The organism is Halomonas fontilapidosi, from assembly GCF_014192285.1.
GTDB lineage: Bacteria > Pseudomonadota > Gammaproteobacteria > Pseudomonadales > Halomonadaceae > Halomonas > Halomonas fontilapidosi.
In genome coordinates, this window is sequence record NZ_JACHXQ010000005.1 from 237,545 (window position 1) to 262,076 (window position 24,532).

Sequence of the window (24,532 nt, forward strand, 5' to 3'; positions counted from 1 at the left end):
TCGGCGACGAGAGGCGAGGCGCGAGGAAGAACGCCCTTCGAGCCTCGTCCCTCGCCCCTTACGCCTGGAAGTTGAGCATCCGCTCCAGCGGCTTGAGGGCGGCCAGGCGCAGTGCATCGTCGACGACGATCTCGCCCGAACCGTCACGTAGCGTGCCCGCCAGGTTGTCCAGGGCGTTCATCGCCATCCACGGGCAGTGGGCGCAGCTCTTGCAGGTCGCGCCATTGCCGGCGGTGGGGGCCTCGAAAAGCGTCTTCTCCGGCACCGCCTGCTGCATCTTGAAGAAGATGCCGCGGTCGGTAGCGACGATCAGCTTGTCGTGGGGCAATTCCTTTGCGGCCTTGATCAGCTGGGAGGTAGAGCCTGCCACGTCGGCCAGTTCGACCACCGCGGCCGGCGACTCCGGGTGCACCAGCACAGCCGCCTCCGGGTAGAGCCCCTTGAGGTCCTCGACGCCCTGGGCCTTGAACTCCTCATGGACGATACAGGCGCCGTCCCAGAGCAGCATGTCGGCGCCGGTCTGCTTCTGGATATACCCCCCCAGGTGCTTGTCCGGGGCCCACAGGATCTTCTCGCCCCGCGCCTGGAGGTGTTCGATCACGTCAACGGCGATGGAGGAGGTCACCACCCAGTCAGCGCGCGCCTTCACCGCCGCGGAGGTGTTGGCATAGACCACCACGGTGCGGTCGGGATGAGCGTCGCAGAAGGCGCCGAAGGCGTCGGCGGGGCAGCCCACGTCCAGCGAACAGGTGGCCTCCAGGGTCGGCATCAGCACCCGCTTCTCGGGGGAGAGGATCTTGGCCGTCTCGCCCATGAAGCGCACGCCGGCTACCACCAGGGTGTCGGCTTCGTGACGGGCACCGAAGCGGGCCATCTCCAGGGAGTCGGCCACGCAACCGCCGGTCTCTTCGGCCAGCTGCTGGATAGCATCGTCGGTATAGTAATGCGCCACCAATACGGCATTGTGGGCCTCGAGCAGACGCTTGATCTCATCGATGCGCGCCTCGTCCTCGGCAGGAATGCGGGTGGGGCAGTAGGTGCGTGCGAGCTGCTCGCGCAGATCAGCACGGGAAGTCATAATCGTCATCGTGTCTACCACTGTGACCGGCAGGGGCTCCCCCTGCGTTACACCAGGTGCTACCGCTCGTGCTCTCCGCACGGGGCAACACGCCAGAGGGTCAACCGCTGCGTCTCTCGCGATGGCCGACCCATACCGCCATTCTAGACCAGAACGCTGCAATATTGACCAGCCCCGTCCAGAAAAGCGTCATGCGAGTGAGATGAGGGCGCCAACCACCAGGATCAAGGGCATGCCAGGCGCCTGGCAGCGGCGATAGTGTCCTGGCGCACCGACGACAGCCTGCCGGGGTGTCACCATGGCCTACCGATGCTTCACGACACCGTGAAGGCCGGACAGTGACGCGAGGTCACCATGCCAATCCCCATCCAGCACGACGCCCCTGCCACGCCCACGTTCACGACGTTCATCCGCCTGCCCGACCGCGAGCCCGGCGAGCAGCAGCATGGCTACCCCTTCTCGCCACAGCGCCTGTCCGAAGCACCGAGCGAGATGCCCGCCAGGACATCCCCCGAAGAACCTGATGTGCTCGCTGCCGAAGGCGACGATGACCTGATGAGCCAGGATATTAACGCGGTCGATTTCGACCCTCTCCTCTAGCAGACCGGCTGGCGCGACCCCGACGAGGTGCGCCAGCCGAATCCGGCAACAGGAATCTGCTGCCGCGGATCACCGGGCCGACTCATCCCGGCGCCTCGAGGATGCCGTTAACCCGTTCACTCCGCTGACTTCTTGATGTCGCGCTTGAGATCGCCGTAACTGGCCTCTACCTTGCCGCCCTGCTTTTCGACCTTGCCCTTGTATTCAAGCTCCTTGTCGCCGGTCACCTTACCGGCAACTTCCTTGACCTTGCCCTTCACCTCGTTGGAACGGCCTTTGATCTGGTTCTTGTTCACGAGTTTATCTCCCGATGGTGGTTTCGTCTGGGCGCTGCCTCTCACCCCGACTCATGTAGAGATCGGGGGAGAATTTCAGCATAGGCAGCGACCTACCAATGATCTGTGCGCTGCACAACATAGCGCTACGGAGCCACGCTATCGACACGCGCCCTTCCGAATCGAATTACCGTCATGATATCCCGGCTGGTGCGCTCTGGGGGGGAGAGCGCACCAGCCGACGTCATGGTGAACCTTCCTTGATGAGGATCCGGCGGTAGAGGATTCGATCGGCGGCATAGCAGCCACACGCGGCCTCGATCAGGCCCGCCCGGTCCAGCACCGTGATATCCCCACGCTGATAGCTGATCAACCGGCGCCCCTGAAGCGCCATGGCGGCCAGAGTGATGCCGGCACGCCGCACCCCCAGCATCATGGCCAGGAACTCGTGGGTAAGATGCAGCCGATCGGAGTGCGCACGATCCTGGGTCATCAACAGCCAGCGCGCCAGGCGGGCCTCGACCTGATGAAAGTGGGTGCATGCCGCCACCCGTGTGAGCTGATGCATCAGCACGTAGAGATAGCGATTCAGCAGCGCCTTAAGTGCGGGGCTCTGCTTCAGGTGACGGCAAAAGGCAGCCGCCGGCATGCGCAGCACCTGCCCTGCCCCCTGCACCATGGCACGCAAGGGCGACTCATCGAGCCCCAGGATCAAGGGCATGCCATACATCCCTTCACTGCCGACCATTGCCACTTCCAGCCGCTCACTGTCGCTCAGGCTGGCAATCAGGGAGATGAAGCAGTCGAGCGGAAAATGGACATGCAGGATCTGCCCACCTGGCTCGGTCAATACCTCACCGAACGCCAGGTCGACAGCCTCGCAGTCGGCGAGGAAAGACGCCCGGTCCTGAGGCGACAAGCTGTCGATAAGGTGGTTGGTCACCGGACCGGGGATAGAGGACTGCATGGCACGCTCCTGGTGAAGACCCGGCAATCGGCACATGGCAGGCAACCACCAGGCTCCGAGGCCGGCGGCAGCCGGGGTGATCAGGCAGTCACCGAAAAGCCACCGAACGAACAGTGGCATGTTCATCATCATGCCGTCGGTGCGCCAGGAGACACACGAAGGGCACGTGCTGCTCGAACACGATCTCGCGCCTCGAGGAAAAGGGCCCCATCACCCGGGACGATGGTAGCTCAGCAGGCGGTCGTACTCCTTCTTGACGACCGCATAGCACTCACAGACCCGTGCTTCCAGGCCAGGCCTGTCCAGGATACTGATGCGCCCACGATGGTAGGCAATCAGCCCAGCCTTCTGCAGCTTGCCGGCCGATTCGGTAACGCCCTCTCGACGGACGCCCAGCATGTTGGCGATCAGCTCCTGGGTCATGACCAGCTCGTTGCTCGGCAAGCGATCCAGGCTCAGCAACAGCCACCGACACAGCTGCTGATCCAGGCTGTGGTGCCGGTTGCATACCGCCGTCTGCGCCATCTGGGTGATCAGGGCTTGGGTATAACGCAACAACAGGTACTGGAGCGTCGAGGCGCGATCGAATTCATCCTTCAGCAATTGTCCCTTGAGGCGATAGGCACCACCAGCACTCTGCACGACGGCACGGCTCGGCGTGGTTTCACCGCCCATGAACAGCGAGATGCCGACGATACCCTCGGCACCGACGACGGCTATTTCCGTCGAGTCGCCATCTTCCATGACACAGAGTAGCGATACGATGCAGTCCGTCGGGAAATAGACATGGCGCATCACCTTTCCCGACTCGACCAGCGACTCCCCCAGGGTCAGCTCGACCCGCTCGAGGTGGGGCGCCAGGCGCTGGCATTCATCCCTCGGCAGGGCTGCCAGCAGGTGATTCTGACGAGGGTCATGTTGCGAAGCCATGACGAACACTCCCGTATCAGGCAAGCCACCCCGGCAACAGGAGGGAGAAGAGCGGACTTGTCCAATGGTGGTTGACGGACAGAGGCAGCCGCTGGAACGCCTTGCCGGACTTGCCCCAGATCTCGGTCAAGAGACAGGCCACAGGCTGCCCCGCAACACCAGGCAGCCGATAAACCATTGACATATATAGAGAAGCGCTGACTCACAGGAGTCTAACTGCACTCCCTCACCCGCCGACAGATTCGCTGGAAGCGAAGTCCATGCCGTGTACGCTAACGCACGGAAGCGACGCCGTCACGCCACTACGCTCGCTGGATATCGGCCAGGCGCTCCAGGGCTCGGGCCAGGCAACACCGTCCCAGCGGAAATCAGATATCGGCAGAAAAGGAAACCGACTCATGGTAATGCACGCCCTTCTGATGACCAGGTCCCTTGTCTCACGCCATCGAGCGCACCAGCGGACCACACCATCCTTACCCACCGCATGGGCATCTGCCCCATGGGCCAGGCGCGCTCCCAGGCCGAGTCCATGAGGAACGACTCGATGCTTCAGGGCTCCACCTGGACGCCGCTCGATTCCGCCGCCTTCACTGCCGAGCAGCCGCTGCGGCAAGGTCACCCTCCGCGCACGGAGGTCCTCCCCGAGCGAACAGCGACCAGAACCTCGAGACGGTGCCTCGCAGCGGCCCTGGAGGCCGAGAAGCGATGGGCCCGGGCGGCCCTCGGCGCCATCGGCGATGCCGTCCTGCCATCGACCTCCGCGGGACGGTCACCTACATGAACCGGGTGGCGGAGACCCTGACAGGCTGGTCACAACGGGAGGCCATCGGAGCGCCAGTCTCGCGAGTGTTTCCTCTCGTCGATGGCAAGACACACCGCACGGCCATCACCCCCGGGCGGCGCGCCATCGAGGAGAACAGAGCGGCGGGCCTCGCCCTGGATGGCGTGTTGGTCCGCCAGGATGGCAGCAAGATCGAGATCGAGGATTCCGCGACGCCCATCCACGACCGTGAGGGTCGCGTCACCGGCGCCGTGATCGTGTTCCACGACGCCACTCGCTCACAGGTCATGCTGGAGAGGATGGCCCACCTCGCGCAGCATGATCCGCTCACCGGCCTGCCCAACCGCGCCCTGCTGACCGAACGGCTCTCCCGGGACCTAGGCCTGGCCCGACGTCACCGCCACCTAGTCGCCCTGCTCTATCTCGACCTTGACGCCTTCAAGCCCATCAATGATTCGTTCGGCCATGCCGTGGGGGACAGCCTGCTCCAGGCGGTGGCGAGTCGTGTTCAGGAGTGCATGCGCGACATCGACACCGTCTGCCGCCAGGGTGGCGACGAATTCGTGATCCTGCTCGCCGAGATCAGGCGACCCGAGGATGCCACCCGAGTCGCGGAAAAGCTGCTCGCCGTCCTCGGCAGGCCGTACTGCATCCATGGCAATCAACTCCTTATCACGCTCAGCATCGGCATCAGCCTCTACCCGGATGATGCCGACGATGCCGATGCCCTCATGCACAACGCCGACACGGCCATGTACCACGCCAAGAGAAATGGTCGAAATGGGCATCACTGCTTCACGGCCGAGATGAATACCCGCCCCCTTCAACGCAGGCGGACCGAACCAGGCCTGCAACGCCCCCTCCAGCCCTCGCAACTCGTTCTCGACTTCTAGTGGAGGACCGGGCGTTTTGCCAGGCATCGGATGCGAGGCGTACTGTACGCCAGCGCACAGATGGTGAGGCGCCAATCGCCTATCATCATCGTGGGTGAGGCAAGGGAGCTGCTTGTACAGGGAGTTGCACCACGCGTCGCACGGACGGCGACGCCATCATGACATGAGCCATCCCGCAGCATCCTGGCACAGGATCATGTGCCAAAGAGGGTTACTTACTTGATGAACAACATCGTTTATATCGTCGGTGCCGTCGTGATCGTTCTGGTGGTCCTTTCCGTTCTCGGACTCCGTTGAGACAAGCGACAAACGAGTGGATCAACACGGCATCGGAAACCGAGAGGCTGTCGGCCGCAGAGGCCCCACCCCGTTGGAAACGCCCCCGTGGCCATCATCAAAGGGCGAGGTGATCGCCGGAAGAGCGGGCCACGCCCGACAGCGAACCCACGTGGATCCCGACATACGCAAAGCGCCCTCGCTTCCAGGAAGCGAGGGCGCTTTGTCGTGAATCTGGTGGGTCGTGTAGGATTCGAACCTACGACCAATTGGTTAAAAGCCAACTGCTCTACCAACTGAGCTAACGACCCGGTGCTTTCAGGCAAGCATACAGGCTCGGATGGTGGGTCGTGTAGGATTCGAACCTACGACCAATTGGTTAAAAGCCAACTGCTCTACCAACTGAGCTAACGACCCCTTCCGAACGGGGGCAGATATTACTGATCTACCCCCCTGTTGGCAAGCGATTTTTGTCTTTGGTCGTAACGCGCTGTCCCGCTCAGCGCCCGGGCTGGCCCTTGGGCTTGCGCATGGCCTGCACCGGCCGACGCTTATGCTTGTCGCGGCTCCAGCGATTCTTCTCGTCCGGGGTCAGCTCCGGCACCTTGCGAGCGACCAGACCGGCCGTCGCCGAGAGGTCATCAATCTCGTCCTGGGAGAGCTCTACCCACTCGCCGGCCTTGGTGCGCTTGTCGAGGAAGATGTTGCCGTAGCGCACCCGCTTGAGGCGACTGACGGTGAGCCCCTGGGACTCCCACAGGCGACGCACCTCGCGGTTGCGGCCCTCCATGATGACCACGTGGAACCAGGTATTGATGCCCTCGCCGCCGAACTCCTGGACGTCGGTGAAGCGCGCCGGCCCATCATCGAGCATCACGCCCTCGACCATGGCCACCACCTGCTCCTTCTTCACCTCGCCCATCACGCGCACGGCATATTCACGCTCCACCTCGGTGGAGGGGTGCATCAGCTTGTTGGCCAGTTCGCCGTCGGTGGTAAACAGCAGCAAACCGCTGGTGTTGATGTCCAGGCGGCCGATGGCGATCCAGCGCTCGCCCTTGAGGCGCGGCAGGCGGTCGAACACGGTGCGGCGCCCTTCCGGGTCCTTGCGGGTGCACAGCTCGCCCTCGGGCTTGTTGTACATGATGACTCGACGCGGCACCTCCTCGGCGCCGCGCAGGGTCACGGGGCGATCATCGAAGGCCACCCGGTCGCGCATCTCGATGCGGTCGCCCAGGGTAGCCACCTTGCCGTTGACCTTGACCCGGCCATCGGCGATGGCCGTTTCCATCTCGCGGCGCGAGCCCAGCCCGGCACGTGCCAGGACCTTCTGCAATTTCTCGGTGGTAGTGCTCATCAGTCGTCGTTCTCACTGGGTGTGGATTCCGTCCCCGGAGCAGCGTCATCGGCGACGCGGCCCCGGGCACGATCGGACAGGCGTGCTTCCAGATCGGCAAAGCTGAGTCCTGTCCGCTCAGACGCCTTCTCGGCGTGGTCATCTTCGTTGGCCCTCTGGGCCGTCGGATCGGCGGCGTGCGGTGCCGCCGCATCACCCGCCTCGGGCAACGCGTCATCTCCTGCTTCATCGGCCCCGGGCGAATCATCGCTCGCCTCGTCGGCCTGAGCGAGCAGCTCGTACTGGGGCGGCGGCGCCTGTTCCTCCAGGACGGGCTCCGTGAAGTGCTTGAGCTCGTGCATCGGCGGCAGCTCGTCGAGGGTCCTGAGGCCGAAGTCGTCGAGGAAGCTGCGGGTAGTGGCGAACACCGCCGGGCGCCCGGGCACGTCCCGGTGGCCCACCACGCGGATCCAGCCGCGATCGAGCAGGGTGCGCATGATCGAGCCACTCACCGTGACGCCGCGCACCTCCTCGATATCGCTACGGGTCACCGGCTGACGATAGGCGATCAGCGCCAGGGTCTCCAGCAACGCCCGTGAGTAGCGCTGGGGCCGCTCGTCCCAGAGCCGCGACACCCACGGCGAGAGGCGCGGCCGGATACGCAGCTGGTAGCCCGAGGCGGTCTCGATCAGCTCCATCGCGCCCCGCTCGTGGCGGCTTCCCAGGCGCTCCAGGGCCTCGCGCAGGGCACGCCGCGGCGGGCGCTCTTGATCGTCGAACAGCCCTTCCAGGCGTTCCAGCCCCAGTGGCTCACCGGCCGCCAGCAGCGCCGCCTCGAGAATCTCGTCCAGGGCATCGGGAAATTCCATGGCGGTCATGCCGGGTCGCTCCCGTCCTGGTTGTCGAGACGATCATCGTCGAAGGGGCTCTCGCCGTCCTCGCCCTCGTCAAGGGCCTCCGGCTCGAAGGCCTCCTGCTCGTCCAGCCGGGCCCGTACATGGATCGGCGAAAGCGGCGCATTCTGCACGATCTCGATCATCGCCTCCTTGGCGAGTTCGAGAATCGCCATGAAGGTAACGATCACCCCGGCTCGCCCTTCATCGAGCGTGAACAGGGCCTCGAAGGCGGTGTAGTGCTCATGCTCCAGGCGCTCCATGATCGCCAGCATGCGCTCCCGGGTCGAGAGTCCCTCGCGGCTGATCTGGTGGGCCTGGTTGAGCTCGGCACGACGCAGGATACCGGCCAGCGCCCCGAGCAGCTCATCGAGCTCCACATCGGGGTGAATGACTCGCGCCTCCAGGGACGGCAGGGCCGCTCGGGCCGGGAACCAGTCGCGTCCCAGGCGGGGTAGCTCGGCCAGCGACTCGGCGGCGTGCTTGAGGCGCTCGTACTCCTGCAGCCGACGTATCAGCTCGGCGCGCGGGTCCTCCTCCTCGTCGTCCGCGCCCTCCTTGGGCGGGCGCGGCAACAGGGTGCGCGACTTGATCTCGGCCAGCATGGCCGCCATCAGCAAGTACTCCCCGGCCAGCTCGATCTCCATGGCCTTCATCAGCTCCACGTACTCGATGTACTGGCGGGTGATGGCGGCCACATCGATGGCCAGGATATCCAGGTTCTGGCGACGAATCAGGTAGAGCAGCAGATCGAGCGGCCCCTCGAAGGCCTCGAGGAACACGCGCAGGGCCTCCGGCGGAATATACAGATCCTCCGGCAGCTGGGTGATCGGCTCGTCGAACAGCCGCCCCAGCACCTCGGCATGGCCGGCCGTGGCATCGATCTGTTCGGGGCTGGCGGTATCGGGGGTGGCGCTCACGCGGCGTGCCTCTTCGGGGACGCGAGATCAACGCAACAGTCTAGCAAGATGCCTGGGACACAGACAGGCCTGTCAGTCGATGGTGACATCGCTCGTCACTTCGCCCTCGTGACACACGCGGTCGCGGCCTTGCGTCTTGGCCAGGTAGAGCGCCTTGTCAGCCCGCTCCATGGCACTGTCCGGCGAATCGTGTGCGCGCACCGCCGCCACCCCAAGACTGATGGTCAGGCGAATGCTGGCATCACCCGACGCCACCTGCAGGGCTGCGATGGCCTGGCGAAAACGCTCGGCTATCTCCATGGCACCGTCGAAAGAGGTATCCGGCAGCAGGATGGCGAACTCTTCGCCTCCCAGCCGCCCAAGGATATCGGCAGTTCGGAGCTGCTCTTGACCTGCGGCGACCAGCGCCTTGAGCACCTCGTCCCCGGCGGCGTGGCCAAAGGTGTCGTTGATGCGCTTGAAGTGGTCGGCATCGAACATCACCAGGCAGGTGTCCACGCCATGACGCTTGACGCGGGACAGCTCAGCGTCGAAGCACTGCATGAAGTGGCGTCGGTTCGGGGCCCCTGTCAGCATATCCAGGGTAGCCAGGCGCCGGAAGCGCGCCTCGCTCGCCTCGAGCTCCAATTGAAGACGCTTGCGCTCGGAGACGTCGGCGATGTAGCCGTGCCACAGCACGCTGCCATCTTCCAGGCGCTCGGGCATGGCGCTCCCTTCCACCCAGAGCGGGTCTCCCTGGGCCTGCATGACGCGATACTCGCACTGCCAATGGCTCAGGGTCGCGGCAGAGGTCTCGATGGCGTCCTTTACCCTGGGCTGGTCATCGGGATGAATCGCCTGGAAGGCCGCTTCGTCGCTGTCTGCCAGCTCCTCGGGGGGCACTCCGTAGATCTCAAGGCTGGTATGGCTGGCGTAGGGAAAGCATGCCTTACCGTCCGGGAAGAGCTGATATTGATAGATGAAACCGGGCAGCTGCTGGGCCAGCTTTTCCAGCCGCTGACTGAGACGATACGAATGGCTGATGTCGAGAAGCGCGCCCACGACCTTAAGGGGACAACCGGCCTCATCACTGATCAACCGCTTCTCGCTCTGCACGCGAAGATAGTGACCCTCCCGGTGACGCAGGCGGTAATTGAGCTGAATCGGCCCCTCTCCCGCCAGCATGGCCTTCACCTTGGCCAAGACCAGCGTCGCGTCGTCGGGGTGGATCATGGCATGCCAGACGGAATGGCCCAGCAGCTCACTGCGTGCATAGCCGAACAGCCGCTCCACGCTGGAGCTGACATAGGTGGGGACCAACTCGTAGGTCGGCTGGCACTCATAGATCACCACGGGACTCGCTTGCAGCAGTTGGTCCAGGGCAACGAAGGCACCGCGACTCTCTCGCTCGGCCTCTTTTAGCGGCGTGATGTCGCGTGCCACCCCGACCAGCTCGATGACGTTGCCGGCAGTGTCCTCCACGGGCACCAGCAGGGTCTGCCAGTCGCGCAGGCCGGCCGGCATATCGAGACGCTCCTCGTACTGGACGGGGCGCTTGAGCCGGACACATTCACGGTAGTGGGCCTTGACGGCCGCCGCCTGGGTCGCATCAAGCAGCGTATCCGGGGTCTGGTCGCGGAGCGCCTCGAGGGGGATGCCGGTCTGCTGACGGTGGGCGGGATTGTTGTAGCGAAAAACAAAGTCGCCTTCGGGCAGCACCTTGATGAGGAAGATGGGGTCAGGAGCACTCTCCATGAAGCGCCGGTGCAGCATCAGGGTGCTGTTCAAGCGCTGCTGCTCGGTCATTTCCCGGGTCACATCCCGCGCAATGCCGAACAGGCGCAACGGCTCAGCGCCAGCCCCTCGCATCAGCCAGGCGCGATCGTGAATCCACACCACTTCGCCATCGGGCCTCAGGACTCGATAGCGACGCTCCACTTGCCCCTGCTGCAGGAGCCGATCATGGGAGGCCGCAACGTCGTCTCGGTCATCCGGATGGACGATGGACAACCAGAGCTGCGAGTCCTCCATGAACGCCTGTATCGGGCGTCCGAACACGCAAGCGGCGGCAGGATTGAGGTATTCGAGCTGAAGATGGGGATAAGCGACCGCCCAGATCACGTCATCCACTTTCTCCATCAGGCTCGAAAAGAAATCTTCTTGCAGCACTTGATTCCCCGTTGACAGGCACCGGCAGCCCGTTGATCGTCGGGCCTACTTTAACAGCCTTTGGTGTTTACCGCGCTTTCCCCCGCGGCGTGACATCCGGTTGTCCATGAAGATGTCGCCTTCTACTCCGCCGCTTGCGCTCGGCGGAAGCGGCCGGTGTAATCGAAGAGCTTCTCGCGCACCTGCCAGTGGCGCCCCACCTTGCGGCCCACCACGAAGTCCGGCTGACGCAGACGGCGGCGCTCGGCGATGACGTCATCGGGTGAAGTGGGCCGGAATGGCACACCCGGCGCACGCAGGTGATGACGCAGGAAGGCCGCAGCAAAAGCGCCCCGCTGGGCCGGAGTCTCCAGGGCGAACCATTCCGACAGCATGGCGCCATCCTCGTCGTGGTAGGTCACCTTCAATCGTGGCAGGCCGCGGCCGTTGAGCGTGGCTTCGAGTTGCATACCGGCCACGCGCAGCACCCGAGCATCGCGCAGGCGCAGCGCCTCCCTGAGCTTGTCGTCGGCGTCTACCAGCAGCGTCTCGCAGCCGTGACAGCGCCGGGCGGCAATATCGTTTTCGGCACCGCAGTCACCGCACACCTTGAAGCGGAAGCGAAACGAACATTGCTCCATCGTAGGCGTCGTCGAGGTTGCTTTTTCGCTTTGAGCGCGGCTTCGGGCGCTGCTTTCAACAAGCCCCTGACAGCGCCGCCCGAAGTGCTCGATGACCAGTTCGCCGTCACGCTTGCCCCAGAAGAGGTTGGCGTGGCCACACTGGGGGCATTCGACCTGCACCGGCTCGCTGTCGCCGGCCGGCTTCGGCGAGCCCACCTCCGGGGCATAGAGGTCCCAGGGGTTGCCGGCATAGTCGAGGACCAGGCAGTCGCGCTTGCCTGGCGAGAGGCGCAGGCCGCGCCCAACGATCTGCTGGTAAAGACTTACCGACTCGGTGGGACGCAGAATGGCAATCAAGTCCACGTGAGGGGCATCGAAGCCGGTGGTCAGCACCGCCACATTGACCAGGTACTTGAGCTCGCGCGCCTTGAAGGCGTCGATCAGCCGCTCGCGCTCGGCGGAGGGTGTCTCGCCGGTGACCAGCGCCGCCTCGTCCGCCGGCAGGTAGCCCAGCACCTCCTCGGCGTGGGCCACTGTCGCGGCAAACAGCATCACCCCCTGGCGGTCGACGGCGCGCGCCACCACCTCGGCGATGATCCCCGGCGTGGCGCGGTGGCCCGCCGCCACCCGGTTGAGCTCCTCTTCGCGGAACAGACCGCTCGAGCCGGGGACGAGCGCCGAGAAGTCGTAGCGCAGCTCTTGCCCATCCTTGAAAAGCGCGGCATCGATGCGCTCCGGCGGGGCGAGATAGCCCTGCTTGACCATCAGTCGCAGCGGCTGCTCGAAGACGCACGCCTGAAAGAAGCAGTCCACCTCCCCTCGCACCATGCCATGGTGGTGACGATGATAGATAAAGCCCTGCCCGAGCCGATAAGGCGTGGCGGTGAGGCCCAGGACCTTGAGCCGCGGATTGACCGTGCGCAGACGCTCGATCACTCGCCGGTAGCTGGCATCCTCGGCCGGCGAGACCCGATGGCACTCGTCGATCACCAGCAGGGTGAAACGGCCGTCGTCGAAATGCGCCAGGCCGCGCACCACCGACTGCACCGAACCGAACACCACCTGACGACCGCACTCCTTGCGTCCCAAGCCGGCACTGAAGATATCGGCCTCGAGACCGTAGGCCTGATACTTGGCGTGATTCTGCGCCACCAGCTCACGCACATGGGCCAGCACCAGCACTCGCCCACGGGCCAGGCGTGCCAGTTCGGCAATCACCAGCGACTTCCCGCTGCCGGTAGGCAGCACCACGACGGCGGGCTCGCTGCTTGCCCGAAAATGCGCGATAGTGCGCGCCACGGCCTCTTGCTGGTAGGGGCGCAGCGCCGGCGCCGAAGATGCCGAAGGCGGCCCGGGGGCCGCCTTCGTCGTGGGCTGTTGCATCGCCATGGACGGCTCAGCCCACCCACACCCGAGCGTTACGGAACAGGCGCATCCAGGCGCCGTCGCGGGTCCACTCGGCGGGCCGCCAGGAGTTGGTCACCGCGCGCACGACTCGCTCGGGGTGCGGCATCATGATGGTGACCCGGCCGTCGGGCGTGGTCAGACCGGTGATGCCGGAGGGCGAGCCGTTGGGGTTGGCCGGGTAGCGGGTGGTCACCTGGCCGTGGTTGTCCAGGAAGCGCAGGGCGACCTGGCCGCTGCCCTGGATGCCGCGCAGGTGGGCACTGTCGCGGAACTCGGCGCGGCCCTCGCCGTGGGCCACGGCGATCGGCAGGCGCGAGCCCTCCATGCCGGCCAGCAGGATCGACGGGCTCTCCTCCACCTGCACCATCGAGACCCGGGCCTCGAACTGCTCGGACTCGTTACGCACGAAGCGCGGCCAGGCCTCCGCCCCGGGAATCAGCTCGCGGATCTGGGCGAGCATCTGGCAGCCGTTGCATACCCCCAGCGAGAAGCTGTCGTCGCGCGCGAAAAAGGCCGCGAACTGCTCCCGCGCGCGCGGGTTGAAGAGCACCGACTTGGCCCAGCCGCCGCCGGCGCCCAGCACGTCGCCGTAGGAGAAGCCGCCGCACGCCACCAGGCCCTTGAAGGCCTCGAGGTCGATGCGCCCTTCCAGGATATCGCTCATGTGCACGTCCACCGCCTCGAAGCCGGCGCGGTCGAAGGCCCAGGCCATCTCCAGCTGGCCGTTGACGCCCTGCTCGCGCAGCACCGCCACCGCCGGCCTAGCGGTATTCACCTGGGAGACCTGGAGATAGGGCGCGGCGATATCCTCGTCGACATCGAAGCTCGGCTGGGCAGAGAGGCCCGGGTCGCGGCCGTCGAGCAGGCCATCGAATTCGCTCTTGGCGCAGTCGGCGTTATCGCGCAGCGCCTGCAGGCGGTAGCTGGTCTCGGCCCAGGTGCGCTCGGCCAGCAACCGGGTAGTCTCCAGCAGCGGCTCCTCGAACAGCGTCACCCGCACCTGGTCGTCATAGCGCGGCCGGGCGATGACGCCGCAGGTCTCGATGCCGGCGGCGGCAAACTGGGCCAGCACCGCCTCGGTGTGCCCACGGTTCACCTGGATCACCGCCCCGAGCTCTTCGGCGAAAAGCGCGTTGAAGGCCTCGACGGGCTCGTCGATCAACCAGTCGAGCTTGATCTCGAGGCCCGCATGGGCGGCGAAGGCCATCTCCATCAGCGTCACCAGCAGGCCGCCGTCGCTGCGATCGTGATAGGCCAGCAGCATGCCGTCGGCGTTAAGCCCCTGGATCACCGAGAAGAACGCCTTGAGGTCCTCGGGGTCGTCCAGGTCGGGGCACTCGTTACCTACCTGACCGTAGACCTGGGCCAGCGCCGAGCCGCCCAGGCGGTTGCGGCCACCGCCCAGATCAACCAGCAGCAGGTCGGACTCGTCCTGCTCGAGATTGATCTGCGGGGTCAGGGTCCGCATGGCATCGCTGACCGGGGCGAAGCCGGTCACCGATAGGGACAGCGGCGAGGTGACGCTCTTCTCCTCGCCCTGCCCGTCGTCCTCTTGGCTCCGCTCCTGCCAGGCAGTGCGCATGGACATCGAGTCCTTGCCCACCGGGATGGCAATACCCAGTGCCGGACAGAGCTCCATGCCCACGGCGTGCACGGCGTCAAACAGCGCCTGGTTTTCGCCGGGATGGTCGGCAGCGCTCATCCAGTTGGCGGAAAGCTTGATGTCGCCAAGCTTGTCGATGGGCGCGGCGGCCAGGTTGGTGATGGTCTCGGCCACCGCCAGGCGGGCGCTGGCCGCGGGGTCGATCAGCGCCACCGGCGGCCGTTCGCCCATGGCCATGGCCTCGCCGGCATGGGTGTCGAAGCTCGCCGTCGTCACGGCGACATCGGCCACCGGCACCTGCCAGGGGCCGACCATCTGGTCGCGAGCCACCTGACCGGTGATGGAGCGGTCACCGATGGTGATCAGGAAGCTCTTGGAGGCCACGGCGGGCAGGCGCAGCACGCGGTCCATCGCCTCGCGCAGGTCGAGGTTGTCGAGCATCACCCCGGAGAGCGTCTTATCCCGGTGCTGGAACTCGCGCTGCATCTTCGGCGGCTTGCCGAACAGCACGCTCATCGGCAGGTCGACCGGCTGGCTCTCGAAGTGGCCGTCGCGCACCGACAGGTGGTGGGCCTCAATGGCCTCGCCGACCACGGCATAGGGGCAGCGCTCGCGCTCGCACAGCGCCTCGAAGGTGGCGAGGTCCTCGGGGGCCACCGCCAGCACGTAGCGCTCCTGGGCCTCGTTGCACCATATCTCCAGCGGGCTCATGCCCGGCTCGGCGTTGGGCACGGCACGCAGGTCGAAGCGGCCGCCCCGCTCGCCATCCTTGACCAGCTCCGGCAGAGCGTTGGAGAGCCCCCCGGCGCCCACGTCGTGGATGAAGCGTATCGGGTTCTCGCTGCCCAGCGCCCAGCAGCGGTCGATCACCTCCTGGGCGCGGCGCTCCATCTCGGGGTTGCCGCGCTGCACCGAGGCGAAATCCAGGTCGGCGCTGGAGGCCCCGGAGGCCATGGAGGAGGCCGCGCCGCCGCCCAGGCCGATCAGCATCGCCGGACCGCCCATCACGATCAGCTTGCCGCCCACCGGAATCTCGCCCTTCTGGACGTGTCCGTCGCGGATGTTGCCGTAGCCGCCGGCGAGCATGATCGGCTTGTGGTAGCCGCGACGCTCGATGCCGTCGTGACCCAGGGCGTCCTGTTCGTAGGTGCGGAAGACCCCGGCGAGGTTCGGGCGGCCGAACTCGTTGTTGAAGGCGGCGCCGCCGATGGGGCCCTCGAGCATGATCTCGAGCGCCGACTGGATACGCTCGGGCTTGCCGTAGTCGAAGGCCTCCCAGGGCTGCACGAACTCGGGGATGCGCAGGTTGGAGACGGTGAAGCCGGTCAGGCCCGCCTTGGGCTTGCCGCCGATACCGGTAGCGCCCTCGTCGCGGATCTCGCCGCCAGCGCCGGTGGCGGCCCCGGGGTGCGGCGCGATGGCCGTCGGGTGGTTGTGGGTCTCCACCTTCATCAGGATCTGGATCGGTTCACGGGTGCTGCCATAGGCGGCGCGCTCGCCTGGCTTGCCGCTGAGCGGTGCCGGGAAGAAACGCGGCGCCTCCGAGCCGCGGATCACTGCCGCGTTGTCGCTGTAAGCGGAGAGGATGTCGTCGGGGGAGCACGCGTGGGTGTTCTTGATCATCCCGAACAGCGAATGGGGCTGCGCCTCGCCGTCAATCAGCCAGTCGGCATTGAAGATCTTGTGGCGGCAGTGCTCGGAGTTGGCCTGGGCGAACATCATCAGTTCGACGTCCGTGGGATTGCGCCCCAGGTCGCGGAAGGCCCCGACCAGGTAGTCGATCTCGTCCTCGGCCAGCGCCAGCCCCAGTTCGACGTTGGCGGTGACCAGCGCCTCGCGCCCTCCCTCGAGCACATCGACGCTGCCCAGCGGCGCCGGCGCGTGGTGAGCGAAGAGCTTGGCGGCGTCAGAGGCGTCGGCGAGCACGCTCTCGGTCATGCGGTCGTGCAGCGCGGCCTGAATCTGCTCGAAGGCGCTCTCGGTGAGGGTGCCGGCGACCTTGACCCGGTAGGCCACGCCGCGCTCGATGCGGCGCACCCTGGTCAGCCCGCAGTTGCGGGCGATGTCGGTCGCCTTGGAGGACCAGGGTGACTGGGTACCGATGCGTGGCACCACCAGGAACAGCTGACCTTCGGCACGCCCTTGCTGCTCGTGCGCCGGGCCGTAGTCGAGCAGCTGCTCGAGCAGATGCCGCTCTTCGTCCGCGAGGTCGCCGTCGTGGTCGACGAAGTGGACATGGTCGGCATGCAGGGACTCGACCTCGGGAACGGATGCGCGCAGGGCGTCCAGCAGCTTGGCATGACGGAAGGCAGATAGGGCGGGCGCGCCTCGCAGTTCGAGCATATCCTGGAGCCTCTGAAACGGGGGAGAATTCGGGGCCGTCGCCGGCGGCAACGAGCGCACATGATACTGGAAAGCGCAGGGCGCGAGAAATCGGCGTAGGTGACAGTCGCCCGCGGGCTGGTTAAGGTTGAAGGCCGCATCGCCACTCATGGCCCCCATGCCAGCACTCCCGACCGACTTCGCCCGTCGCCAGTGGCGCGGGACTGCCCTGCTGTGCAGCGCTCTCATGTTGGCGCTGTTGCCCGGGCGTTTCGCTTCTCCCGAAGGGCCGCACCTGAGGGAGGTGCTGGCGCGTGACTTCCTCAGCGTACACACCCGCAACACCCCCACGACCTACTACGAGGGGCGCCAGGGACCTACCGGCTTCGAATACGAGCTGATGCGGCGCTTCGCCGACCACCTGGGCGTCAGCCTCACCCTGGATGCCGACCACAACATTCCAGGCGTGCTGGACGCCGTGCGCAACGAGGGTGACCTGGGCGCCGCCGCCCTGCCCCTGGACCCGACGCTGGACGGGCTGCTCTTCAGCCGGCCGATCATGCTGCTGCAGCCGCTGCTGGTCTATCGACGCGGCCTGCACCCACCGGAGACGATCGCCGAGTTGGAGGGGCTGGAGATCGGCACCCTGCGCGGGGCCGGTACCGACCGGGTGCTGCGCGAGCTGCAGGCCGAGCACCCCGGGCTGAGCTGGAAGGAGTCCGGCGAACTGGAAGTGGCCGAGCTGCTTGGGCAGGTGGCCGGGGGCACCCTGGATGCCGCGGTGATCTTCGAACACCAGTTCCGCCTCAACCGGCTGTTCTTCCCCGAGGTCGAGGATGGCTTTCCCCTCGGCAAGCCACTCTCCCTGGCCTGGGCCTTCCCCGCGGGACGGGGGCTGGGACTGGTCAACGCCGCCAATCGTTTCCTCGACGAGCTGCGACGCGACGGTGATCTCGACGCTCTGATCGCCAGCTACTTCGGCCACGACGACTACCTGGAGTACGTTGGCGCCCGTACCTTCATCGCCCATGCCCGCGAGCGTCTACCCCGCTACACCGAGCTGTTCCGCGAAGCCGCCCGCAATACCCGCTTCGACTGGAAACTGCTGGCGGCGCTGGGTTACCAGGAGTCCCACTGGAAGCCCAGGGCCACCTCCCCCACCGGTGTGCGCGGGCTGATGATGCTGACCAACGCTACCGCCGGCGATCTCGGCGTCGACAACCGGCTCGACCCGGCCCAGAGCATCCACGGCGGCGCCCGCTACCTGCGTCAGCTGATCGAGCGACTGCCGGAGTCGATCACCGGCGACGATCGCCTGTTCATGGCCATGGCCTCCTACAATGTCGGCCTCGGCCATCTCTACGATGCCCGCAGGATCACCGAGCAGCGTGGTGGCGACCCGGACCTGTGGCGCGACGTGCGCGAGTCACTGCCTTTGCTCCAGGAGCGCGAGTGGCACAGCCAGACCCGCTACGGCTACGCCCGGGGCGGCGAACCGGTGATCTACGTGCGCAACATCCGCCGCTACTACGAGATCCTCGCCTACCTGGACCGCAGCGAAGAGCAGTTTCACGAACTCGATGCGCGCCTGCCCGACGATGACGAAAGCGCACTCTTCGAGCAGGTGCCGCCCGTCCTATAGTCCGCGAACGCCGATCTCAGTCGCGCTCCAGGTCCTGGCGGCGTGCGGCAAAAAACTCCCGCAGCAGGCGCGAAGCACGGGCGGCCAGCATCCCGCCCTCCACCGCCACCCGATGGTTATACCAGGGCTGGGCGAAGAGGTTGGCCTTCGACTCCGCCATGCCGCTGCGCGGCTCGGCGGCACCATAGACCACTCTCGCCAGGCGGGCATGGATGATCGCCCCGGTGCACATCAGGCAGGGTTCCAGCGTCACATACAGGGTGCAGCCGTCCAGCCGGTAGTTGCCGAGCCGCTCACCGGCATCGCGCAGGGCACGGATCTCGGCATGGGCGCTGGGGTCATGCGCCCCCACCGGGGCGTTGAAGCCAGCGCCGACGATCTCGCCCGCGGCGTCCACCACCACCGCGCCCACCGGCACTTCGCCGGCAAACAGCCCCCGCCGGGCCTCGTCCAGCGCCCGGTGCATGTAGAACTCGTCGCTGCGCACGGTCATGAACTCCCGTAGACTGGCTGGTATTCCGATGATCGTATGGTAGCGCTGGCCATCACGCCATCGCACGGAGGAGACCGATGACGCCCGATGCCCTGAACGCCCTGGTGGACCTGCTCGGCCTGGAGGCCCTGGAAGAGAACCTGTTCCGCGGCCACAGCCAGGATCTCGGCCTGCCGCAGCTGTTCGGTGGCCAGGTGCTGGGCCAGGCACTCTCGGCGGCTAGCCAGACCGTCGCCCCGGCACGCCGCAGCCACTCACTGCACGGCTACTTCCTGCGCCCGGGAGACCCGCATCGTCCGGTGGTCTACCAGGTGGATGCGGTGCGCGACGGCGGCAGCTTTACCACGCGCCGGGTCACGGCCATCCAGAAGGGGCGGCCGATCTTCTTCTGCAGCGCCTCCTTTCACGGCGAGGAGCAGAGCATCGCCCACCAGCCCGCCATGCCCGAGGTCGCCTCGCCCGAGACGCTGGCGGACAGCGATGCTCGCCTCGAGCGCTTCCCCGGCCACCCCATCGAATTCCTGCACCTGGGCGACGAGGCCGATACGGGCCAACCGGCACGCAAGCGCCTCTGGTTCCGCCTGGTCGGCGAGTTGCCCGACGACCAGGCGCTGCACCGCTATCTGCTCGCCTACAGCTCCGACTTCAACCTGCTGACCACCGCCCTGGTGCCCCACGGCATCGACTTCCGCGACCCACAGCTGCAGATCGCCAGCCTCGACCATGCCCTCTGGTTCCACCATGACGTCAGGGTCGACGACTGGCTGCTCTACGACATGGATAGTCCCTGGGCCGATGGGGCACGAGGCTTCGCCCGCGGCAGCATCTACGACCGCCGGGGCCGGCTGGTCGCCTCCAGTGCCCAGGAGGGGCTGACCCGGCTGCGCCGCTGACGCCTGGCATCGGGCCGCAAGCGGCGCTACCATGCCCCTGTCGCCGCAATAGCTCAGCTGGTAGAGCAACGCACTCGTAATGCGTAGGTCGGAGGTTCGACTCCTCTTTGCGGCACCAGAAAACACTGATAAAACGGCTACTTGACGAATCGTCTCGGTAGCCGTTTTTCGTTATTCAGCCTCTAGGTAGCAAATAGGTAGCAGCCAGCAGAATCAGGCGGGCCAGGTAGCAACCGGCCTGCAGGTGGGCGCACCTCGCCCACGTCGCACTACTATCTGCCCTGTGCGGATCGTCTGGGATTGCAATGCCAGGATTAGTGGGCAGGCACGGCTTGCTAGGGCATGACGCCGTCCACCAACAGCTCAGGCGGAAAACTGAGTTAGCGATCACGAGATAGGACCGCTCCGGTCGCAGGCGCCCGCGGCTCAAAATCGGCCCTCCCCCTGCCCTGCCGGTGGATCGTCTGCCGGAAAAAATCTCTTATTTCGCAGGCATGAAAGTCTGACGGGGCAAGCGGTGTCCAGCCCCTGACGCTCCAGGGATTCGGTCCCTCTACCCTGCCAGCATATTGGCTTTCCTGATTACGCATAAGGCTCAGCCAACTTTAGGAACCGGTACGGTATCGGCGGCGTTCTCGCCGCTGCCTCAGAACAAGATCTTCGCGATAGGCCGAAGTAGAGGAAGCCCGCAAGAATGGAAGAGGGCTGAAGCCCCCTTCCAGATTGCATGAGCACTATTTCTGCTGGCCGTCGATATAGACCACGGCAGCTTGGGGGTTGGCGAGGTTGACATTCGGCACGGACCCGAACACCCGCAAACCGTCCTCACCGCCGGCAACATATCCTTCAGCGCTGTTGCCGCTGACGTTGTCATTGCCCTGGATGGTCACCTTGTGATCGGCGAGGATACCCTTTACCTGTTCCAGGTCGCCGCCGCCCGAGATTGTGTATTTCGTACTGCCGGAGCCGGCGCTGCCGTCAATCACGATGGAATGGTATTCTTTCCCGTCAACGTAGACCGCCGCGTTGTCCGGGTTCTCAAGCAGGATATCGGGAAACTCGCCGCTCACTGCATAGCCATCTATGCCGTTGGCTACGTAACCCTCTGCGTGATTGCCGCTAACCTTGTCGTTGCCCTGGATGCTGACGTTGTGCCCGGCGAAATTGCCCTTCATCTGATTCAGTGTGCCGCCGCCTTCGATCGTGTACTTGGTGCGCCCTGAAGCGGCGGTGCCGTCGATGATGATGGAGTGGGACACTGCGGTGCTTCCGGACCGCTTCGTGTTCGTGCTGCCTGCCGTGCTAGCGCTGAGCTGGTACTCCATTCCCTTAGCCCAGCTCTGGCCCGCGAACTTAACCGCGACGATATGGCTGTCGACGTTGTCGAACGTTCGGCTCCATTGCTTGCCGACGTTTTGACCGCCGGGATCGATAGTGAACGACCAGATTTCCTCGCCCGAATCCAAGCCTTCGGGGAACTTGCAGGCCTCGACATACGTCTTGCCGCGCATGCCCACCTTTTCGATCGTCAGATCGATTTCGCCGTAAACCGGGTGGGGGCTTACGAATACCCGCGTCCCCTTGCTTCGGATCGTCCCTTTCTGGGTGCTACCGAACTCCAGCATACGGGGACCGATCTTCGCCCAGCTATTGCCCGCTAGGTCATTCCAGCGATTGATCATCTTGTCTACGATTTCGGCCTTATCTCCGGGGCCGGTCTGCTTCACGATGTCTTCGTGCTCGCTCCACAAGTCAGAAACGACGGTTGCAGCGGAATCGCATGGAGCCGCCGTAGCGGTAGCCGGCACGAAGCCCGCACTGGCGATGGTTAACACCGCACCGGCCGTTAGGGTGTTAGACAGCTGCAGAAGATTGCGTTGTCTCATCTTTATTGCTCCGATTTCGATTGGTCCGATTTCGTTGCACCTTGTAAAGGTAGGAAATCCAAAAGATTATTTCAAAGTATCCCTAATCGGGAGCACCGACCTACCTAGACTGGACCGAGCGCAACCTGCCGCTGAACGGCTTCACCGGGAATGAGCACTAACTTGTGCGGGCCGATTGCCTCGCCTGGGCGGGCTCTGCCGCCTCGTCGCGAAGCCATGGACGTTCGCCTACGCCGCACCAGTCCCATCAGCGACACGTCTGCGCCCTCCACGGCTAGCAGAACCGGCATCTTTGCCCATCCTCCATACATGGCGCGCCGCCGGGCCTCGGCGCCTCCTCAAGGCCGGGTAGTGGTGAGAGCACCTTATCTATCGGCAGAGTCTTACGTGCGCTCGCCCTGCTCAATGCCATGATGGCGCTGGCGCCTTGAATCCCGGCCTCGGTCGCCTAGTGGGCGCGCCCAATGGAAGCGGCATGGCCACGGATGGTCAGCCCATGCTTCACGCCCTCTCACGCATCATCGTCACGCGTGCCGGTGCGTACCAATCGTGCGTACCATGCTGCGCACCAGTGCGAACCAGCGGGCAGCATGTTGGCTTTTGTCTACCAACCGACAGCGCCAGCACCTCAACAAAACTCAACATCGAATCGCCACCTTCAGCACCTCAAAACCGCTCAACCATACGGGTTTGGCGGGCTGCTGCTGACGGTCATGCAACGCCGAAAAATTGCCGACGGTCAGGCACTCGGCGCCCAGTGGCCGGTGGCATAGGCGGATGTAAAGAAGGTCAGGAGGTAACGGTTTACATCAGGCGCGCAGCGACATCGCCAGCAACGGCACGCGATTCTCTTCCGACCTTGAGTTCAAGGTAAGCATGACGGAACAGCTCGTCTCGGGTGGCGTGGTCGGCTTCTGGTTTGAGCTTTTCGATCAACGGGAAAACTATTCGAGCCGCCTCGCTGGCGAGCTCTAGGGGTTCGTCAGGGATGTCAGCCAGGTGTTCAGGCGCTTCATGCGTCTCGCCTGAGAGCCAGTGGGAAGCAACGCCCAGCTTGGCCGCGATGACTTTCACATATTCGGCTTTTGGCCTTGTCAAACCCCTGAGCCACTTGCTCGTCGACTGAATGCTCACCCCAACATCATCCGCCAGCCTGGATGCGATCCCATGTTCGCGTCCATAGCGGCTAATACAAGCCTGCTTCAGTCTCTCGGCAAAGACTCCCTTCCGCTCGCCCTCCGATTTCATTCCTTGGTTCCTTCATTGGTTCACGCAATTAATTTAGTCACGCTACTCAAACCTACCCTATGCGCCGCTAGCCAGCCAGTACCTTGGCGATACCTCAACCGAAACAGGACGGGCAGTCGCTAAGTTTGCTATGAACGGCTGGAGGTTACGCTTTCAGATCGCCCGTCAGGCCAGACGTGGCGCGGCTTTCGCTGCTGGCGCCATGCGGAAACGGAAACCACAACCGAACGAAAGCGCCGTAAATAGCGCGCGCCTGGGACTCGGCGCCCCCATAGATCGGGGCGGGGCCGGAGTACCTTTTGTTTGTGTCGGCAATCTCCTACAGCATATCGGCGCATCTTGGGCCATGCTCAAAGTGGCGCCTTATTGTCGCGGTCTCGGTCGCCTACGGGTTGCGCCCAAGGGACGGTTTCCTCTAATACAGCCCGGCCATGGACGGCCAGCCCACCGACATTGCAGGGCGGAGAAACCCTGCTAGGTTTATCCAATCACCACTCAATTAACAGATCAGGGAAGATTCATGGCTAAGCTGATTCGCACCGTTATACCCATGCTGATAGCACTGCTCGTATCCGCGTGTGCGGCTTCACCTCCCTATTGGTACAAGGAGGGGGTTTCCCGCGAAGCCACAAAGGACGCCTATGCGGAATGTCGATACGAAATCGGCATGTCAGAAAAGACACGAGCTGAGAAGCAGGAGCTTCTTACGTTCTGCATGGAAAGGCATGGCTTCCGGCTTAGGCGCTAAGCCCTCTATCATTCCTGCACCCTCACGCAGAGCCGTCGCGCATGTTAGCTTTTGTTAGCATACTGACGCCTTCAGCATGTGGAGATTTTTCTACATCGAAGGGTGCGCACCTCTGCTGCACACCTTAACAAACCTCAACATGCTGGCACTGACTTCGTCTTGTGCCCACGAGGCAGGATTCGTGCTGGTAAAGCATCATCTCAGAATTCCGCCAGGCTTCGGTTACGACATTCCAGACCAAGATCAAAACAAGGAAGCCATAAAATGAAAAAAGGCCTCATCGCAGGAATTGCCGTCTTTCTCGCCAGCGGGTATGCCATCGCCTCACCGTACATCACCTGCTATCAAATCAAGTCTGCGGCAGAGGACAAGGATGGTGAAGCGCTCTCCAGACACATCGACTTCCCCGCTCTTCGCCAGAACTTCAAAGATCAGATGAATGCCCACATGGCCAAGGAGCTTGCGAAGGAGTCTGATAACGGCTTCGGCGCGATACTAGGTTCTGTCTGAAAAGTTGGCACGCAAGCAGCGATCTATGCAGGCCAGGCATACCATCGCTTTGAAGCTGCTGGCCAACTTGTCGTAGCGGGT

At 64.6% G+C, this 24,532-nt stretch carries 18 protein-coding genes and 3 tRNA genes; 6 read left to right on the forward strand and 15 right to left on the reverse strand.

The features are described from left to right. Window positions 1–58: 58 nt before the first annotated feature. A complete protein-coding gene (gene nadA / locus FHR95_RS09695) occupies window positions 59–1,087 on the reverse strand; it encodes a quinolinate synthase NadA (RefSeq protein ID WP_040185387.1) in 1,029 nt (342 codons plus the stop codon). Between the two features lie 345 nt (window positions 1,088–1,432). Here nadA and FHR95_RS09700 point away from each other — a divergent pair, with 345 nt between their 5' ends. Next, a complete protein-coding gene (locus tag FHR95_RS09700) occupies window positions 1,433–1,678 on the forward strand; it encodes a hypothetical protein (RefSeq protein ID WP_183314226.1) in 246 nt (81 codons plus the stop codon). Between the two features lie 116 nt (window positions 1,679–1,794). Here FHR95_RS09700 and FHR95_RS17140 read toward each other — a convergent pair whose 3' ends face one another. The 3 genes from FHR95_RS17140 to FHR95_RS09715 all read right to left on the reverse strand — a co-directional run bounded on the left by FHR95_RS17140 (window position 1,795) and on the right by FHR95_RS09715 (window position 3,850). Further along, window positions 1,795–1,974 (reverse strand): CsbD family protein, encoded by a 180-nt coding sequence (locus FHR95_RS17140; protein ID WP_040185385.1) that lies wholly within the window; start codon window positions 1,972–1,974, stop codon window positions 1,795–1,797. A gap of 223 nt (window positions 1,975–2,197) precedes the next feature. Beyond that, window positions 2,198–2,920 (reverse strand): Crp/Fnr family transcriptional regulator, encoded by a 723-nt coding sequence (locus FHR95_RS09710; RefSeq protein WP_183314227.1) that lies wholly within the window; start codon window positions 2,918–2,920, stop codon window positions 2,198–2,200. Window positions 2,921–3,130: 210 nt separating this feature from the next. Further along, complete coding sequence (locus tag FHR95_RS09715) at window positions 3,131–3,850, reverse strand: Crp/Fnr family transcriptional regulator (RefSeq protein ID WP_183314228.1); 720 nt, start codon at window positions 3,848–3,850, stop codon at window positions 3,131–3,133. Window positions 3,851–4,555: 705 nt separating this feature from the next. On the opposite strand from FHR95_RS09715, the gene FHR95_RS09720 reads away from it, so the two are divergent. Beyond that, entirely contained in the window at window positions 4,556–5,524 is a 969-nt protein-coding gene (locus FHR95_RS09720; RefSeq protein WP_281380756.1) for a diguanylate cyclase domain-containing protein, read from the forward strand. Window positions 5,525–6,035: 511 nt separating this feature from the next. Here FHR95_RS09720 and FHR95_RS09725 read toward each other — a convergent pair. The 8 genes from FHR95_RS09725 to purL all read right to left on the reverse strand — a co-directional run bounded on the left by FHR95_RS09725 (window position 6,036) and on the right by purL (window position 17,052). Then, window positions 6,036–6,111, reverse strand: a tRNA-Lys gene (locus tag FHR95_RS09725). 30 nt (window positions 6,112–6,141) lie between these two features. Beyond that, window positions 6,142–6,217 (reverse strand) — tRNA-Lys (locus FHR95_RS09730). 82 nt (window positions 6,218–6,299) lie between these two features. Further along, the gene (rluB, locus tag FHR95_RS09735) at window positions 6,300–7,157 is read right to left on the reverse strand and encodes a 23S rRNA pseudouridine(2605) synthase RluB (RefSeq protein ID WP_040185382.1); all 858 of its coding nucleotides are present in this window, start codon (window positions 7,155–7,157) and stop codon (window positions 6,300–6,302) included. Further along, a complete protein-coding gene (scpB, locus tag FHR95_RS09740) occupies window positions 7,157–8,014 on the reverse strand; it encodes an SMC-Scp complex subunit ScpB (RefSeq protein ID WP_183314230.1) in 858 nt (285 codons plus the stop codon). The genes rluB and scpB overlap by 1 nt, the downstream gene beginning before the upstream one ends. Continuing rightward, window positions 8,011–8,949: a segregation and condensation protein A gene (locus tag FHR95_RS09745; protein ID WP_183314231.1), complete on the reverse strand. Its 939-nt coding sequence runs from the start codon at window positions 8,947–8,949 to the stop codon at window positions 8,011–8,013. The genes scpB and FHR95_RS09745 overlap by 4 nt, the downstream gene beginning before the upstream one ends. 72 nt (window positions 8,950–9,021) lie before the next feature. Further along, window positions 9,022–11,097: a PAS domain-containing protein gene (locus FHR95_RS09750; protein ID WP_183314232.1), complete on the reverse strand. Its 2,076-nt coding sequence runs from the start codon at window positions 11,095–11,097 to the stop codon at window positions 9,022–9,024. Window positions 11,098–11,219: 122 nt separating this feature from the next. Continuing rightward, window positions 11,220–13,082, reverse strand: coding sequence for a DNA repair helicase RadD (gene radD, locus FHR95_RS09755; RefSeq protein WP_484494481.1), 1,863 nt, complete (start codon window positions 13,080–13,082; stop codon window positions 11,220–11,222). 13 nt (window positions 13,083–13,095) lie between these two features. Beyond that, a complete protein-coding gene (gene purL, locus FHR95_RS09760) occupies window positions 13,096–17,052 on the reverse strand; it encodes a phosphoribosylformylglycinamidine synthase (RefSeq protein WP_183314234.1) in 3,957 nt (1,318 codons plus the stop codon). Between the two features lie 157 nt (window positions 17,053–17,209). On the opposite strand from purL, the gene mltF reads away from it, so the two are divergent. Then, complete coding sequence (mltF, locus tag FHR95_RS09765; RefSeq protein WP_183314235.1) at window positions 17,210–18,673, forward strand: membrane-bound lytic murein transglycosylase MltF; 1,464 nt, start codon at window positions 17,210–17,212, stop codon at window positions 18,671–18,673. 16 nt (window positions 18,674–18,689) lie between these two features. Here mltF and tadA read toward each other — a convergent pair whose 3' ends face one another. Then, window positions 18,690–19,160 carry a tRNA adenosine(34) deaminase TadA gene (tadA, locus tag FHR95_RS09770; RefSeq protein ID WP_183314252.1) on the reverse strand — a complete coding sequence of 157 codons (471 nt, stop codon included), beginning with the start codon at window positions 19,158–19,160 and terminating at the stop codon, window positions 18,690–18,692. 83 nt (window positions 19,161–19,243) lie between these two features. On the opposite strand from tadA, the gene FHR95_RS09775 reads away from it, so the two are divergent. Then, complete coding sequence (locus FHR95_RS09775; RefSeq protein WP_183314236.1) at window positions 19,244–20,059, forward strand: acyl-CoA thioesterase; 816 nt, start codon at window positions 19,244–19,246, stop codon at window positions 20,057–20,059. Between the two features lie 42 nt (window positions 20,060–20,101). Beyond that, window positions 20,102–20,177, forward strand: a tRNA-Thr gene (locus FHR95_RS09780). A gap of 616 nt (window positions 20,178–20,793) precedes the next feature. On the opposite strand, the gene FHR95_RS09785 is transcribed toward FHR95_RS09780, so the two are convergent. After that, on the reverse strand, window positions 20,794–21,945 hold the full coding sequence (locus tag FHR95_RS09785; RefSeq protein ID WP_183314237.1) for a hypothetical protein: 1,152 nt from the start codon (window positions 21,943–21,945) through the stop codon (window positions 20,794–20,796). An 804-nt stretch (window positions 21,946–22,749) separates the two neighbouring features. Then, window positions 22,750–23,193, reverse strand: a complete 444-nt coding sequence (locus FHR95_RS09790; protein WP_183314238.1) for a helix-turn-helix domain-containing protein — start codon at window positions 23,191–23,193, stop codon at window positions 22,750–22,752. 1,012 nt (window positions 23,194–24,205) lie between these two features. Here FHR95_RS09790 and FHR95_RS09795 point away from each other — a divergent pair. After that, window positions 24,206–24,451, forward strand: a complete 246-nt coding sequence (locus FHR95_RS09795) for a DUF2939 domain-containing protein (protein WP_183314239.1) — start codon at window positions 24,206–24,208, stop codon at window positions 24,449–24,451. The last annotated feature ends 81 nt before the right edge of the window (window positions 24,452–24,532 follow it).

Excerpts from the sequence above, each read along its gene's own strand:
- nadA (WP_040185387.1), bottom strand. The coding sequence starts at position 1,087 with ATGACGATTATGACTTCCCGTGCTGATCTGCGCGAGCAGCTCGCACGC.
- FHR95_RS09700 (WP_183314226.1), top strand. The coding sequence starts at position 1,433 with ATGCCAATCCCCATCCAGCACGACGCCCCTGCCACGCCCACGTTCACG.
- FHR95_RS09710 (WP_183314227.1), bottom strand. The coding sequence starts at position 2,920 with ATGCAGTCCTCTATCCCCGGTCCGGTGACCAACCACCTTATCGACAGC.
- FHR95_RS09715 (WP_183314228.1), bottom strand. The coding sequence starts at position 3,850 with ATGGCTTCGCAACATGACCCTCGTCAGAATCACCTGCTGGCAGCCCTG.
- FHR95_RS09720 (WP_281380756.1), top strand. The coding sequence starts at position 4,556 with ATGGGCCCGGGCGGCCCTCGGCGCCATCGGCGATGCCGTCCTGCCATC.
- rluB (WP_040185382.1), bottom strand. The coding sequence starts at position 7,157 with ATGAGCACTACCACCGAGAAATTGCAGAAGGTCCTGGCACGTGCCGGG.
- scpB (WP_183314230.1), bottom strand. The coding sequence starts at position 8,014 with ATGACCGCCATGGAATTTCCCGATGCCCTGGACGAGATTCTCGAGGCG.
- radD (WP_484494481.1), bottom strand. The coding sequence starts at position 13,082 with ATGCAACAGCCCACGACGAAGGCGGCCCCCGGGCCGCCTTCGGCATCT.
- purL (WP_183314234.1), bottom strand. The coding sequence starts at position 17,052 with ATGCTCGAACTGCGAGGCGCGCCCGCCCTATCTGCCTTCCGTCATGCC.
- mltF (WP_183314235.1), top strand. The coding sequence starts at position 17,210 with ATGCCAGCACTCCCGACCGACTTCGCCCGTCGCCAGTGGCGCGGGACT.
- FHR95_RS09775 (WP_183314236.1), top strand. The coding sequence starts at position 19,244 with ATGACGCCCGATGCCCTGAACGCCCTGGTGGACCTGCTCGGCCTGGAG.
- FHR95_RS09785 (WP_183314237.1), bottom strand. The coding sequence starts at position 21,945 with ATGAGACAACGCAATCTTCTGCAGCTGTCTAACACCCTAACGGCCGGT.
- FHR95_RS09790 (WP_183314238.1), bottom strand. The coding sequence starts at position 23,193 with ATGAAATCGGAGGGCGAGCGGAAGGGAGTCTTTGCCGAGAGACTGAAG.
- FHR95_RS09795 (WP_183314239.1), top strand. The coding sequence starts at position 24,206 with ATGAAAAAAGGCCTCATCGCAGGAATTGCCGTCTTTCTCGCCAGCGGG.